17 protein-coding genes and 2 pseudogenes are annotated in these 14125 nt (G+C 57.6%); 14 read left to right on the plus strand and 5 right to left on the minus strand.

What is annotated here, in order from left to right:
• The first annotated feature begins 283 nt into the window (after positions 1 to 283).
• The 7 genes from P1L41_RS16750 (at position 284) to P1L41_RS16780 (ending at position 5535) form a co-directional block, all read left to right on the plus strand.
• Positions 284 to 877: a CPBP family intramembrane glutamic endopeptidase gene (locus P1L41_RS16750; RefSeq protein ID WP_276296852.1), complete on the plus strand. Its 594-nt coding sequence runs from the start codon at positions 284 to 286 to the stop codon at positions 875 to 877.
• The gene (locus tag P1L41_RS16755; protein WP_276296853.1) at positions 874 to 1032 is read left to right on the plus strand and encodes a CPBP family glutamic-type intramembrane protease; all 159 of its coding nucleotides are present in this window, start codon (positions 874 to 876) and stop codon (positions 1030 to 1032) included. The genes P1L41_RS16750 and P1L41_RS16755 overlap by 4 nt, the downstream gene beginning before the upstream one ends.
• A gap of 68 nt (positions 1033 to 1100) precedes the next feature.
• Positions 1101 to 1901 (plus strand): CPBP family intramembrane glutamic endopeptidase, encoded by an 801-nt coding sequence (locus P1L41_RS16760; RefSeq protein ID WP_276296799.1) that lies wholly within the window; start codon positions 1101 to 1103, stop codon positions 1899 to 1901.
• A gap of 310 nt (positions 1902 to 2211) precedes the next feature.
• Entirely contained in the window at positions 2212 to 3090 is an 879-nt protein-coding gene (locus tag P1L41_RS16765; protein ID WP_276296854.1) for a CPBP family intramembrane glutamic endopeptidase, read from the plus strand.
• A 136-nt stretch (positions 3091 to 3226) separates the two neighbouring features.
• Positions 3227 to 3622, plus strand: coding sequence for a hypothetical protein (locus tag P1L41_RS16770; RefSeq protein WP_276296801.1), 396 nt, complete (start codon positions 3227 to 3229; stop codon positions 3620 to 3622).
• A 74-nt stretch (positions 3623 to 3696) separates the two neighbouring features.
• Entirely contained in the window at positions 3697 to 4623 is a 927-nt protein-coding gene (locus P1L41_RS16775) for a CPBP family intramembrane glutamic endopeptidase (protein ID WP_276296802.1), read from the plus strand.
• Positions 4624 to 4938: 315 nt separating this feature from the next.
• Entirely contained in the window at positions 4939 to 5535 is a 597-nt protein-coding gene (locus P1L41_RS16780; RefSeq protein WP_276296803.1) for a site-specific integrase, read from the plus strand.
• A gap of 811 nt (positions 5536 to 6346) precedes the next feature.
• On the opposite strand, the gene P1L41_RS16785 is transcribed toward P1L41_RS16780, so the two are convergent.
• Complete coding sequence (locus tag P1L41_RS16785) at positions 6347 to 6943, minus strand: type IV pilin N-terminal domain-containing protein (protein ID WP_276296855.1); 597 nt, start codon at positions 6941 to 6943, stop codon at positions 6347 to 6349.
• A gap of 73 nt (positions 6944 to 7016) precedes the next feature.
• On the opposite strand from P1L41_RS16785, the gene P1L41_RS16790 reads away from it, so the two are divergent.
• Positions 7017 to 7652 (plus strand): IS6 family transposase, encoded by a 636-nt coding sequence (locus P1L41_RS16790; RefSeq protein WP_276296805.1) that lies wholly within the window; start codon positions 7017 to 7019, stop codon positions 7650 to 7652.
• 419 nt (positions 7653 to 8071) lie between these two features.
• On the opposite strand, the gene P1L41_RS16795 is transcribed toward P1L41_RS16790, so the two are convergent.
• Complete coding sequence (locus P1L41_RS16795) at positions 8072 to 8836, minus strand: IS5 family transposase (protein ID WP_276296856.1); 765 nt, start codon at positions 8834 to 8836, stop codon at positions 8072 to 8074.
• 19 nt (positions 8837 to 8855) lie between these two features.
• On the opposite strand from P1L41_RS16795, the pseudogene P1L41_RS16800 reads away from it, so the two are divergent.
• A pseudogene (locus tag P1L41_RS16800) lies at positions 8856 to 9692 on the plus strand (response regulator); the annotation flags it as partial.
• A gap of 386 nt (positions 9693 to 10078) precedes the next feature.
• Complete coding sequence (locus P1L41_RS16805) at positions 10079 to 10345, plus strand: sensor histidine kinase (RefSeq protein WP_276298479.1); 267 nt, start codon at positions 10079 to 10081, stop codon at positions 10343 to 10345.
• A gap of 88 nt (positions 10346 to 10433) precedes the next feature.
• On the opposite strand, the gene P1L41_RS18775 is transcribed toward P1L41_RS16805, so the two are convergent.
• On the minus strand, positions 10434 to 10619 hold the full coding sequence (locus tag P1L41_RS18775) for a DUF8106 domain-containing protein (protein WP_465260855.1): 186 nt from the start codon (positions 10617 to 10619) through the stop codon (positions 10434 to 10436).
• 342 nt (positions 10620 to 10961) lie between these two features.
• On the opposite strand from P1L41_RS18775, the gene P1L41_RS16810 reads away from it, so the two are divergent.
• The 3 genes from P1L41_RS16810 (at position 10962) to P1L41_RS16820 (ending at position 11986) form a co-directional block, all read left to right on the plus strand.
• Positions 10962 to 11165, plus strand: a complete 204-nt coding sequence (locus P1L41_RS16810) for a hypothetical protein (RefSeq protein ID WP_276296857.1) — start codon at positions 10962 to 10964, stop codon at positions 11163 to 11165.
• 378 nt (positions 11166 to 11543) lie between these two features.
• Positions 11544 to 11810 carry a hypothetical protein gene (locus P1L41_RS16815; protein ID WP_276296807.1) on the plus strand — a complete coding sequence of 89 codons (267 nt, stop codon included), beginning with the start codon at positions 11544 to 11546 and terminating at the stop codon, positions 11808 to 11810.
• Positions 11811 to 11821: 11 nt separating this feature from the next.
• Positions 11822 to 11986: a hypothetical protein gene (locus P1L41_RS16820; RefSeq protein ID WP_276296858.1), complete on the plus strand. Its 165-nt coding sequence runs from the start codon at positions 11822 to 11824 to the stop codon at positions 11984 to 11986.
• An 89-nt stretch (positions 11987 to 12075) separates the two neighbouring features.
• Here P1L41_RS16820 and P1L41_RS16825 read toward each other — a convergent pair whose 3' ends face one another.
• Together P1L41_RS16825 and P1L41_RS16830 are read right to left on the minus strand one after the other, a co-directional pair.
• Positions 12076 to 12366, minus strand: coding sequence for a HalOD1 output domain-containing protein (locus P1L41_RS16825; RefSeq protein ID WP_276296859.1), 291 nt, complete (start codon positions 12364 to 12366; stop codon positions 12076 to 12078).
• Positions 12367 to 12531: 165 nt separating this feature from the next.
• A pseudogene (locus tag P1L41_RS16830) lies at positions 12532 to 13034 on the minus strand (transposase); the annotation flags it as partial.
• Between the two features lie 94 nt (positions 13035 to 13128).
• On the opposite strand from P1L41_RS16830, the gene P1L41_RS16835 reads away from it, so the two are divergent.
• Positions 13129 to 13845 (plus strand): hypothetical protein, encoded by a 717-nt coding sequence (locus P1L41_RS16835; RefSeq protein ID WP_276296860.1) that lies wholly within the window; start codon positions 13129 to 13131, stop codon positions 13843 to 13845.
• The last annotated feature ends 280 nt before the right edge of the window (positions 13846 to 14125 follow it).

Raw genomic sequence — 14125 nt, forward strand, 5'->3', positions numbered from 1 at the left:
CAGACTACGAAGACAGGACTCCGAATCGGAACTTCGCCCGCATGTTCGCGGGCCGCCTCGTGACCACCATTGAGGACGGTGATTTTTTGTCGCCGCGATTTGCTCGTCCGGGCGCTGACCGACGACGGATTTTCTACCAGACTGGCGACTCTCTCGTGTTAGGTGAGGATCGTAACTGAATCGAGCAGGAGTATTTAAAAGTCGTACTGATACGGCCTGCGTCTTCAGGAGTCGTCCTCCCGTATATAAGTGCAAATAATCGTGCTTCGTCGCGGTGTTCACTATGTCGACTTCAACTTACAACCAGCCGGATGTACAGCCCCGAACTGCCGATAGCCCGCGGCGGGCGCTTCTCGTCGCTCTCGGGCTGCTATTTGCCGCAGCCATTCCCCCACTGGCAATCGTCGAGGGCTTCAAGCTCGTGCAGGCACAGTTCGGGTACGGTGGCGACCTCGCGGTCACCTACATCGGCGGTGGCCTCCTCGCAACCATAGCCATCGGCCTGATTGGCGTCGCGTACAACCGCGTCCGACCGGTCACTGTCCACGTGCCTCGATGGCTCCCGACGGTGCGCGAGGGTGGCTGGATCGTCGCGGGTGTCGTCGTTTCGTTTGTCGCCGCAATTCTGATCGCGGTCGGGATGCAGTTGCTCGACGCGATACCGCCAACGAACTTTATCACCGCTGCGGCCGCCGAACGACCGGTGTTGGTGTACGGATTTGCACTCTTCGGTGTGCTGTTCATCGTCGGCCCCGTCGAGGAGTACTTTTTCCGAGGTATCGTCCAGGGTCGCCTCCGCGAACAGATGGGAGCAGTGCCGGCCATCGCCATCGTTTCAGTCGGCTTCGCGCTGGGACACGTTCCGAGCTGCACTTGATCGGCGGATCGGATCTACTCTCGCTGGGCGTCTTCTTCGCCCTTCTGAGCATCGCCGTCGGGTCGGTCATCCTCGGTGCGATCTACGAGCGTACCCAAAACCTCGTCGTGGTCATCGTGATCCACAGCCTGTTCAACGCAATCAGCGTCAGCTAGCACTGGTCGCCGTTCTCGGAGCGTGATCGGGGATGCAACTGCGGTATCTCCAATCCCGTCCGGTACAATTGTACGTCAGTATTCTTGCGGCGATGCTGGTGTTCGGCGTGGTCGCTCGCCCTATAGTCGAGACACTCGCCCCAGACCTCTCGGTCATCGGTATCCGGGTCGTCCTCAACTGGGTGTTCGTCGCGCTCGTCGTCGGCCTGGTTTCCTGGCTGGGCTGGTGGCGGAAGGTCCGGCTGACCGCACCGATAGCATCGGGCGGCCGCCGGTATCTGCTCGTGCTGGCCGCACTGTTGGTCGTCCCGCTGGGAGTAACCCTCGCGCTCACCCCGGCGCCATTCGCGGTCCCAGAGTTTACGATCCTCGATGGACAGACCCTCTCGACGGCCGGCGTCGTCGTGCTCGTCGTCGTCGGGTTCGCCCTCGGGGCGGCCGTCTCGGAGGAACTCCTGTACCGTGGTGTCGTCCTCCGGAGTTTCGAGTCGCGGGGGCGGATTCCCGCGGCGCTCGCGGCCAGTGTCCTCTTCGGCGCCTCCCACCTCTCGCTGCTCGCAGTTGGCGTGCCTCTGAGTGAAGTGTTACTCGTCAGCGTGTTGAGTGCCGTCTCTGGTATCGGGCTCGCGGCGGTCGCGTTCAGACTGGGGACGCTGTGGCCCCTGGTCGGGTGGCACTTCCTCCAGAACTCCTTTCCGGCGTTCCTCACCCCCGAGGCGATGGCGGTGTTCGTTCCCGTCAATGTCGCCGTCGTCCTCGGGGTCGCCATCCTCGGGACGTGGCTCCTCTGGACGGATCGCAACGTCAGAGTCGCTGACGATGAGATGCAGGCCGATACACCCACTCAGCCCACTGGGAACAGGATATAGCCCTGAATCGCCGACGGTTCCTCGGCGCCGTGGCTGGGCTACGGCTTCCAGGTCTCTCGTGGCGCTGGCTGGCTGGAGAAGTATTTAAAACGCGGATTGATACGGCCTGCATCTCCAAGCGTCATGCTCCCGTAAACAGACGCAAAGCTAAACCGAAGCGTCGTGCTTCGTCGCGGTGTTTACCATGTCGACTTCAACCTACAATCAGCCGGATATGCAGCCCCGAGCTGACGATTGCCAGCGACCGGCGATTCTCGCCGCTCTCGGGGGTGATCAGAAAATGCAACTGATTTCAAGAGACAGTCGGATCGTGTCGGACCTCTCTGAGCCCGACGCGCTTGTGCGAGCTGGCTGGTTCGTTGGGTTGACGCTCGTGCTCTCGTTGGCCATCTACATTCCCGTTATCGCCTCGGCCCACGGGTGGATCGGGGTGGCAGTGCCTCCGGGACTATCGGCACTCGCGATTTTCACGCCTGCAGTGGTCGCGATCGTGTTGCACGTCTATGATAACGGTATCGGCGGTCTTCGGACCGCGTTCCGTCCACTCATTACGTGGCGGTTCGGGCTCCGTTGGTGGACCGTCGTACTGGGGCTCGCACCAGTCATGCTTGGTCTGAAGCACGCAGCGTATCTCTCTCTCGGAGGAGCCCTTAAGCCTGCACCAGCAGCACAACTTGATGGACCACTCGGTCTCGCCATCGTACCGATTGCACTGCTGGTGACACTCTTCCTCTCGATGGGCGAAGAACTCGGTTGGCGTGGCTATCTCCTTCCCCTCTTACAGACGCGGTTCGGCGCGGCTATCGCGAGTTTCGTTCTTGGCGTGTGCTGGTTCGCCTGGCACATTCCGCTCCAGTTCGTTCCTGGGGACGCCAATAGTGGGTTCCCACTCCCGCTCTGGGGACTGTCGATCGTCGCAACGGCGTTCGTCTACACTTGGCTGTTCAACAACACCGGGGGGAGTGTGCTCGCAGTCACGCTCTTCCACGGACTGTTCAATACGCTCGGACCGTTCATCGCGCTACACCCGAGCGTGACGGGGAATCCACTCTCGGCATACGTTCTCGCTGGGGTGAACGTCACATTTGCCGTCATCATCCTCGCGCTGTATGGCACTGCGTCCTTTACGCGCCCACAGAAAACAGGAGTCACCTCGGCTGGAGGAAGTAACCGAACATGTCGAAGCTAAAGCGATATTCACAGTTGAGCCGCTCCCGCTCCATCCAGGATGTGACTTGGAAGAGCACGACCTCACAGGTGACCATACAAATAGAACGGTCGGAGACTAGAGAGGCGCGATGAACCGACGGGGCTTTCTCAATACTGTGGCTGGAACCACGGCTGCCGGGACGCTCGTGGCGCTGGCTGGCTGCGTCGGCTCGGAGGACGGCATCGGCGACCTCACGGTGATCGTCACCAACGTGGACGAGGTCACGCACACTATCGCAGTGACCGTCACGAACCAGGCTGGTGACGTCGTCGAATCGCTCGCTGGCGAGGCTATCGAACCTGGTATCGCGCGGACGTTCACCAGTGCAGGGTATCCCGATGACACCTACCAGGTCGCAGTCGAAGACGATCGGGAGGGCCTTCCCGCCTGGAAGCAGGCTACTCGGTGGTCGAATCTGGCGGCTTGTCCCTCGCTGGTGTTCGAACTCCGGCTGACCAACCAGAACGGCATCAGGCACGTCGTCCCATCGCAACGGTGTGAGTCGCCGTGAACGTGCGGTGGCTGCTGCGTCCGGAGACACAGCCTCGAGGGCTGATCTGGAACGACGTCGAAGACCGACCCCGGATGCCGCTCCGAATCTTCGCCGGACTCGCCCTCTGGTGGCTCCTCGGAATCATGATGTCCGGCCTCCTGGGAACGGTCGTTACCGGCCGGTCACCCTTCTTTGAACTCCGAGGGACTCCGGTTGGCAGTATCGCCGTGACCGCGATCGACCTTGTAGTCGGCGCCATCTCCACGCCTGTGGCCATCTACCTGGCCGGTCGGTACGTGGATCGCCGGCGGTTCCGCGATTTCGGTTTCCGCGTCAATCGCGCGTGGTGGGCCGACCTCACGTTCGGGTTCGTCCTGGGAGGCGCGTTGATGACGGCCATCTTCGTGGTCCAGTTGGCACTCGGCTGGGTCACAATACGCGGCGTTTTCGTCGTCGGTGGCGTCCCCCACTGGACGTTTCCGTACTGGTTCCTGCTCTCGGTGGGGTCCTACCTCATCGGATCCGTGATCGAAGAACTCCTTCACCGAGGTTTCCTGCTGACGAACTTCGCCGAGGGGTTCCAGGTCGGGCCAGTCGACGCCCGCGGGGCCGTGGTGGTGGGGATACTACTGACGAGCGGTGTCTTTGCGTTCGCACATGCTACGGCACCGAACGCGACGGCTATCAGTACGGCGTCGATTGCGCTCGCGGGTGTGTTCCTCGGGCTCGGGTACGCCTTGACTGGGGAACTCGCGCTCCCGATCGGTGTCCACGTCGCGTGGAACTTCTTCGAGGGGAACCTCTACGGATTCCCCATCAGTGGCTCGACGACGACGAGCATCCTCGCAATCGAGCAGCATGGCCCAGACGTCATGACCGGCGGTGCGTTTGGCCCCGAGGCTGGTCTCCTCGGTGTGGGCGCTATTCTTCTCGGTATCCTCACGACTATCGCTTGGGTGCGATATCATCGAGGTGGCTCTGGAATTCAACTGGCAGTCACGAACCGAGAGACTCTGTGAAAATAGGCATCAAAATCTGTGGGACCGCCCCATGAATATAGTACTCAGAGTGGTAAAACCACCAGTGGTTCTGCTGCATACACCCTCTGTATTCAGCACGCACCTTAGAACACTGACCGGAACTGATACAAATCTCGCGGTCACCATTCTACCTAATCCGACGACTGCTTCGGTAAGTCTTGGCCGATAACGTGTAGTAACGACTTGTAAAACAAGTCGTAACAGACTCCGCGTTTTTCACTCGAAACCCGGTGTGCCTTCGCCCCGATCACGCCGTCCGCAGATGCTTTAGTAACGGTTCCTCAAGGAATCGGTATGCGAATCGAAGCGACAGACGGGAACGAACACAAGGTCTGGCTCACCGACAGCGAGATCGAAGACCTCCGACGCGCCACCAACAGTCAGCGCGACGACCTCGTCATCCAGCTGGGCGCGTTCGTCGGCCTCCGCGCCTTCGAGATGCCCCAGGTCCGCCCCGTCGACGTGAAGCAAACCGAGAGCGGCCAGTACCGCCTCCGCGTCGAAGCCGGCAAGGACACCAGCGGGAAGGGTGGAAAGCCACGCGACGCCTACCTCCCCGACAGCGTCGAGCGCGACCTTCAACGGTTCCAGAACGAGCGCAACATCGCTCCGAAAGACCCCTTTATCGATCTGTCCCAACCAGGTGTCCGCGCCGTGATCCGCCGGACTGCCCAACGGGCAGCTCGGGAGACTGGTGACGAGGACTTCGAGAAGGTGAGCACGCACGATCTCCGCCGTCGGTTCGCCCAGCGCCTCCTAGTCGACCAGCAAATGAACCCGCGCGTCGTGATGGCTGTCGGCGGCTGGGACAGTTTCGCCGCCATCGAACCCTATCTGAACGCTCCGAGCGAGGACGTCATCGATGACGCGTTCGTAGAAGTAGGGCTGTAGCTCATCTGGTACTCTGTGCTATTGACGAAAATCGGAAACGGGCTTTGTTGAATTCCTCATTCCCGGACAGTTTGTTGAGGTCGTGCTGAATACAGAGCGCGAATCGGTCACAAGTGGATGGGCATTATCCCATCGGCCGGTCAGTCGATACAGTAGGCTGAGCCTTGTTTAGACGCGTCTGCTGCCCTCGGTTAGTGGCTCTATCCGGTGAACAGAATTCATTCATGAGGGTCTCTCTTCCTGCTTTCATTCTGTGGATGCAGGCCGTAGTAGACGATATGCACCGCGTCTAAACAAGGCCCAGTGCGCGTATCGGTCACTGGACGAGACGCCTGAATTACCACATTCTGAGGTCCACAACAGGGCATGTACGTTGCACGCGCTGGCCGGACACATGCAAAAGGGGAAAACCAATTGCGAGAGTTGAAAATCACTACGGGACACCGATAGCAACGATTGAAACGATTTACATACCGATCGCACTGCAGTCGTGCGATCGGGTGTGCATTGATTTTCAATGGCGACTATGCCCCAATTTGCTCGACCACTCTGTGCCGAATCAACTACTCTGTAGAATCGCTAACTTAACTGGGCTGGCCTTCGACTTCAAGAGGCAACGAACTCCCATCGAGACTGAAGTACGACCTACTGTTTGGAGAATCTGCAAATCGGACGAAAATCGGTCAGGTTACGAACGTAGCAGTCATTACTCTGACTTGTTTCTTGTCCGTCTCGTATATCGTTACCGTAATCGTCTCACTGGACCCGATATTCTGATCCGTAAGCCCACTCCCCGTCGCATCTGAAAAGATCAAATCATCCCCCGACGAATCGAAGTACCGCGCTGCTGAGGTACTCCACCGGCCGGCTCGTCTTCCACAGTGACGTAGACACGGTCGTCGTGAGCCCGGCTGAATTGGAGGTTCTTAATCGTGACTTTTCCATTTATCCGAGCATCGTGCGAGGCTGGATATCCAAAACCCCCGATTGAGGCCTGTGGGTTAGCGCTATTCGGCACGTCGTACTGTGCGATTGTTCCGGTCGTATCATCCTTCGGGGATTGCCAGATGAGCCGTAGGGTATCGCCGCCTTTGGCATTGACCGTCGCTGAGTCGCCCGCGGTGACATCACCCCCACTCCATTCGTTGATACTACCGACCGACGTTTTTTCGAGTGCGGCTCCCGCGAACCGCAACTGGTCGCCGTCAAACGAGTCACCGCTTGCGTGGGTCACCTGAACGTCACCATTGGCTTGCACCTCAAACTCAAACGTCGCACTTGGAGCGGTACTATCTACGCTCTCTCCGATTCCCAGCGCGAACACAGAGACGACAGCCCCCAGTATCACCACGATACCCACCATCAGGACGACCGAAATGACTGACGAGACGGCATCCTCGGACCTCATTAAAGTATCCGGCGTCACGTAGGCGGTGTTTAGTTAAGCGTGAAAAGTGAGGCGGACGGATTTTGTGGTGCCTATGCCAAAAATCAGCCGCCTCAGCGGATGTAGAGACTGGATTGATTTGGATTTTGTGGAGCGCGAGCGGACACCCGAGCCGGCGATGGCGCTGGGTATCAAATCGCACGTTGCGGGACTCTCGCTGTCGGATACCGTCGAATTACTCGAAGATCTGGGTGTCCAACGATCGCGGAAAGCAATCCACGATTGGGTTCAGAAAGCCGATTTACAGCCCGAATCCGGTAAATCACCGAATCAGATTGCGCTTGACGAAACCGTGATTCGGATCAACGATCAGCAATTCTGGCTGTACGCCGCCGCCGATCCGCAGTCGAACGAACTGCTTCACGTCCGGCTCTTTGCGACGACTACGACCACCCTCACGGAAATTTTCTTGCACGAACTTCGGCAAAAACACGATGTCGAAACTGCTGTCTTTCTCGTCGATGGCGCTCAACACCTCCAAACTGCGCTCTCTCGAGCGGGATTCCGATTTCAGATGCGGCGCCACGGAAATCGGAACGCTGTCGAACGAATTTTTCGAGAGTTCAAGCGTCGAACCTCGTCGTTTTCAAACTGTTTCAGTCACGTCGACCCCGAAACAGCCGAAAATTGGTTGCAGACCTTCGCTCGCTGGCACAATGCTCCAAACTAAACACTACCGTCACGTACACAGCAGAAACTATTTTATTAATTAATCAATCTACCGGTGATAAATGAGACTGTACCGAGCAATGTCTTGACTCCTAATCTGGGAGATACTCTATGCAAGATACAGCCTCTGTATCGGTCACGCCGGTACTGACAGATGGCGAGTGGACTCTATGGGCGTGCTGTATTCACAGCGCCAGTCAATCACTGATATTTCGGAAGTCGATGCGGTGACGAATGGGGACAAAAACAGTCGGTCTGTCGGATGAATTTGCGACGGTGAAATTTACCGTATAGTTATTTGACTACTGAACGTTGGTAGTGTAATGACGGGTTCGATTCGACTTCTCCACGTCGAGGACGATCTTGAGTTTGCAGATTTGGCTGCGACGGCAGTGGTGAATCGCCAGACGTAGCTTGATTTCACGGTTTGAGTGCCTGCTTGATGTTGTGAACCGCACACATCAGGACGAGTTCTCGGAATTCACCGTACCAGGTTCTCGCACGCACGGCGTCGCCGAGTGTGCGCTTGATCGTCGAGAAGACGGTCTCACACATCGCTCGTTGCCGGTAGCGAGCCCCATCGATCCGCGCGTTGTGCGCGTGATCGATGTGCCGGAACTCACGATGTTTGATCAGTGGTCTTACGCCCTCTTCGCGGAGTTTCTCGCGTAAATCCATCCAATCGTAGCCTTTGTCGGCAGCGAGGCTGGCGAGGTCGCCCGCGTTGCGGAGGGCGACCTGCCAGCCGAGTTGTGTGTCGTGGCGTTTCTCAGTCGTACAGTGAACGTCCAGAATGGCTTGGTTTTCTGTGTCGACGAGAGCTGCAGCTTTGAGCGTCTTGACGCGGTAATTCGTCCGACGGCAGTAGTGTTTGCTCGCGTGTTCGCGGTCGAAGAACGTCGCGTCGATGGCGGCGTGACCGCTCGGGTCGCAGCTGCGCCGAGAGGCGCAGCAGCACTCGCCAGAGTGCTGTCTTGATTCTATCAAACCACTTGATAGCGTGGAGTGGTCGGGGAGATCGGCCGCGTCAAGGCCGATCTCCGCGAGTATTTGTGGCATCTCGCTCAGCAAATCGAGTGCTTCTCGGTAGGATTTCTCCAGGTAAACCCGCAGACAGTGCAGCGACACCACCGCATACTGGCGAAGCCGCCACCCCTTCGGGGGCGGCGACTTCGCCTCGTTCACCAACAGCATTTTTAGCTAACTGAACGACTTTACTCGTGAAGCGGGAGATCTTAGACATGAATCATCGACGGTTTCCCGCTTCAACTTCCTCGTTCTAACGGTCGAAGCCGCCGTCGTCCAGCGATTCACCAGAGCCGCTGCGACATATCTTGAACGTGAGAACGATCGCTTTCGGATCACCACGGTACCCGATGCCAGTGCTGGGCGTGAAATGCTCACCGACGAAGTGTTCGACTGTGTGGTCTCCGACTACGATTTGCCTGGACAAAACGGAATCGTGTTTCTTCGCACCGTCCGTGAACAATTCCCCGATCTTCCGTTTATTTTGTATACAGGGAAGGGATCTGAGGAAGTCGCGATGGAGGCCATCTCTGCAGGCGTTACAGACTATCTTCAAAAAGAGAGTGGGACTGATCAGTACACCGTCTTAGCCAACCGGATCACCAATGCCGTCGAATCGCACCGGTCAGAACAGAAACTGGCCGAACAGAACCGTGACCTCCAGCGGTACAAACAGATGATAAACTCGATGAACGAGGCCGCCTGTATCTACGACGAGTCCGGACGCTTCGTGGTCGTAAACGAATATCTGGCTAACTGGTACAACACCACCAAAGAACAGCTCAAAGGCCAGAAAAGTAGGTTGATCCCGATTATACGTGATCAGTCTGCCGACAGCGATCCCTACCAGGCCCTTCTTGACGGTCGGCGCGAACAACTGTCGGGGGAAGTCGAAGTCGAATTTTCCCACCGAGGAGATGTTGTGTTAGAGTATCGGTTGGTCCGCCTCACTGTAGATGGGGTGCTTGAAGGAATCGTCGGTGTCGCCCGTGATATCACCGAACACAAAGATCGTGAGCGAAAACTTCGCCGAGAGCGGGACCGTCTTGACGAGTTTGCGGGTGTCGTCAGTCACGACATCCAGAACCCACTGACCGTAGCGAAAGGTCGTTTAGAGCCAAAAGGAGAGTGTGACAGCGATCATCTTGCTGGACTCGGGACCGCATTAGACCGTATTACGCGAATTACTGAGGATGTCCTCTGGCTGGCGCGAGAAGGACGAGCCATCGGTGCGGTGGATGCTGTTATGGTGGCCCATACGATACAAAGCTTTGGGACATTGTCGGAGAGCAGACAGAGCACGCCGAGTTACACTACGCAGACGAGACGGTTTCCTCACTCTCTGTTGAAGCAGACGATGATCGACTGTGCCAACTCTTCGAAAACCTGTTCGGAAACGCGATTAAACACGGTGGAGCAGACACAACGGTCACAGTCGGTGCGCTGGACAATGGCTTCTATATCGAAGACGATGGGCCTGGTATCCCCGAAGAGAGACGTACTGACGTGTTTAGCGCCGGCTACTCAACCGACGAGGAAGGAACGGGATTCGGGTTGAGCATCGTCGAGCGGGTGGTCGAAGCTCACGGATGGGAAATCAACCTGACAGAGAGTGCTGAGGGTGGTGCCAGATTCGAGATTACTGGAATTGAACTCACTACTGCATAGACGTTCTGTATCTTGCACGGCAGTCTCTGTCATAACAGAGGATATCAACAAAGCAGATGTTTCGAAGCGTCGCTGATTCGCGATCGGGTTAGAGTTGTGCCTGGTCCACAACGATGTCCCCACAGCGGGGACAGAGGAGTCGGTGGCGAGCGGTCGAATCATCGTCGATCCAGTCACCGTCAGCGGGACTTTCATGTTCGCACGTCGGGCAGAAGAGCAGTGTCTTTGCCTGACGGCAAGTAGGGTCGTTGGAGGAGGGGTCTGTCAGAGTCATATCCGTGGGGAATGGGTTTGACCGACGGCGGCACACAGGGCGTTCAGGACGACGAGCGCACCAACGACATGCGGCGCTCGATGACGACGTCGTGGCCGTAGTCGCCCCGGCGGTACTGGTCGTAGAGGTTCTCGACAGCCGGGAAGTCAGTCGTCCATTCGGTGTAGTGGACGAGATCGCCGACGTTGTAGCACAGTCGCCACTGGCCGTGTGTGGGCGCTGTCGCAGTGCACGCGGAGCCCTGCCTGGGCCATCTTCATCTCACCTCCCGTCGGATGCGTACAGCCTTGGATGCCAGGCGAGCCGAGGTGGCGCAGGTCCTCGTGGGGCACGGCGAACGTCATGAGGTCCGCGCTGCTGACGGCCATCGCGAGTCTGCGCCGTCGCTCACGGTCACCGATCAATTCCTCGAGGCGCCACGGTCTCGTCGGCGAGGTCGGCGACGAGGACGCCGGTCACTGCCTGGGCGTCCTCGTGGACGGTACAGACGAGCAGCCACGGCTCACTGTCGGCCGTGGTGATCGCGACCGTCTCGCCGACCTCTGAGGGGAGCGTCGGGTGTCATCGGCCACCTCCGACTGCGAACTGAGTGATGGCAGAATACTTATTGGATAGTCTCGCCAACATCGAGAGTGGGCCCTGGTTCCCGCTCGTGTAGTTGCCCACCCAGCTCCTTGACCCAGAGTTGATCCCCGCGGGTCTGGGGCCCGTTTCGGCACGACCCCTCTGGTTTCTCGGCTCATGCGGCCCCACCTGGTGGCGTTTCAGTCGTCGCTGGACAACTCCGTCCGAGATGGATAGCGAGCGACGCCTGTTCAGGGAGATCGGCACCACAGTACGGGCAGGCCGTCGCGACGACGACATTCGAGCCTTCGCGTTCTTCGATAGCCATCACTGCCCACCTCCGTCGGTGACCAGCGGATCGTGCCCGACCACGTTCGCCAACGACTCACCCAACGCCCGCTGTTCCTCGGCGTCGACGGTGAAGCGGCGGCCCACTACTGGGACAGCTACGAGCGCGCCCTGGTGATCGTCAAGGACACCGTTGCCGAGAAAGTCGAGCTGACCGAGATCCCCTTCAAGACGCTGGGGCAGTGGTGCGAGTACACGCGTGAGGAGCGTGGCTGGGCCGTCGGACCGCACGTCGACGGCTCGCTCGTGGGCGAACTCGTGAGAGGGCCCGACGCATAAACGGTCGTTCCATGGCTGACGCGAATGGCTTCGTCTACGAGTCCATCCGTGGTCCCAAATGGAAGGTCGAGTTCGACCGACGGAGTGGTGGTGGCTTGCGTGTCGAAGCGGTGTGGACTGGGTGTGGCTGGCGCGTCACCGGGCGGGAAGTCGTGACGACGATGCGGCGGATCTGACCGTTCCGGACCCACGGACTTCATCGAAACTGTCTCGTCCTGAATCGTTTGCTTCGTAGATCAGCGGCCTCTCTCAAAGAGAAGTCGTGTTAGGTGCTGATAGATGCAAAAACGGGACCTAGATCGGTTCGCTGTGTCGCGTCACAGACGCGGATGAAGCCGTCGGAGCGGACGAATACGTTCCAAGGATCTACCTGAAAACTGAGAACAGTGTCTCCGTCTGTGGTTCTGTCATGGGGATCAAACAGAGCGTTGAGTGCAGCCGGGTCAACATGCTCACTTATCGGCGGGAGATCGACTGGATCGATATCAGCAGCATCCGCCAGCGCCGTAACAATGGCCTGTACCGGAGAGTGATTATTTTCAGTCTCGTACTCCACGTCAACGACTGGCACTCACCCTCGATAGACGGTTAGTTCCCAGTGTCTCCCATACAATCTCGACAGTACTACGACATAAAAAACCGACGTAAAATACGAAATGTTGCCTCTGTTGAAATACTATTAGTTCGACACATATCCCCTGAAACAGCCGTTCGGTAGAACTGCGATCTGTGAGTCGTATTTTCTGGTCGTCGTCACGTACAGATCGAGGATAGCATTCGCTCTTGTGTCTACGAGGAGCGTGACTTTCAACTGTTGACTCGTCAACTTCGTTCGCTTCGTATAGTGTTTCGAGGCGTGACTCCGGTCGAACCCGGAGGCGTCAATCCCGACGACACCGTTGGTCGGAAGGAGTGTGACCGAGAGGTTGAGCAGGACGCGCCATACGGTCATATCGAGGCGATTGAACGCCTTACACAATGTCGAGGGTGAGGGAGTTCCGTCAGATCGACGGCGCTCCGAATACGGGGCATCTCGATAAGTTCGTCAAGAAGCGTCCGGTACGTCGTATTCTTCCGTATCTTGAGACAGAGCAAGACGATGTGTTGATGAAGTGTGTACCGGCGTTTCGAGAACTTCGACGAGTAGTGGGCAACAGCTCGCCGAGCCAAGTGATACGCCTGCTCAACGAACCGAAGCAACTGTGACTTTGGGAGGGCCTGCATCCGGTCAGACTACCGGACGAACCTGTAACTATCCGAGGATTTGAACAGAGCCGTACGGCGGTAGATTTATTTCTACACCAAATTGACAGATTGTATGGGTTCGGGACAAGTGACTGCAATTGGGCTGGTGATCCTCGTTTTGCTCTCCGGCTGTTCTGGATTCGTCGGAATGGACCAAACTGAACCAACCCAGTCAGTGTCGACTGGAGTGGACGATGGGCCGACTGAGGAATCAGCAGCCGAGACGGAAAGTAGTGCTGCTACATCTACAACAACACCAACATCGGTAGACTCCGATGATGACGGACTACATGACCGGCGTGAGGCCGAACTCGGAACTGACCCAAACGAGGCTGATACAGACGATGATGGTCTCACTGATCTCCGTGAGGTGACTGAGCTCAAAACAGACCCCAATTCGGCAGATACCGATAATGATGGGCTTGACGATGCTGCCGAACTGAAGGGTGACACAGACCCACGTAAGCGCGATACAGACAACGATGGACTCGCTGACGGTGCCGAGATCGAGCGCGGTACTAACCCAACCATTCGGGATACCGATGGTGACAATCTCCTTGATGGTTGGGAGGTCCATAGCGACGTCTATCCAGACGCGAATCCACTGTACAAGGATATTTACGTCGAGATTGACTACATGAAGAGCTACTCGCTCCCTGACGATGAGCGAGCGCTAATCAAGTCCAAGTTCGCCGACGCGCCGGTCTCGAATCCGAACGGAACGAACGGAATCAACTCCATCTTATTAGGAGCGACCAGGTCCCGTACACTCGTACGCTTGGAGGCCTAAGGACAGATGAATACGAGAACAAATACTTTGACCATAACGGGCAAGCATACCATTACGCGATTTAGTTGACCGGAGTTCACTCTCAGAGTCTGTCGATGGTGGCGGCGCTGAGGGTATAATGCACGTTTCAGGGACCGTCGACGACACACGCATGGGGACCACGTTCATACATGAACTTGGCCACTCAATGGGCCTGATGCCTGATGTATACCGTGGCATTGACACCACCGACGTTCCGTTCGACGAATACCCCAGTGTTCTGAATTACAACGCCCCCCGG

The organism is Haloarcula ordinaria (genome assembly GCF_029338275.1).
Classification (GTDB): domain Archaea; phylum Halobacteriota; class Halobacteria; order Halobacteriales; family Haloarculaceae; genus Haloarcula; species Haloarcula ordinaria.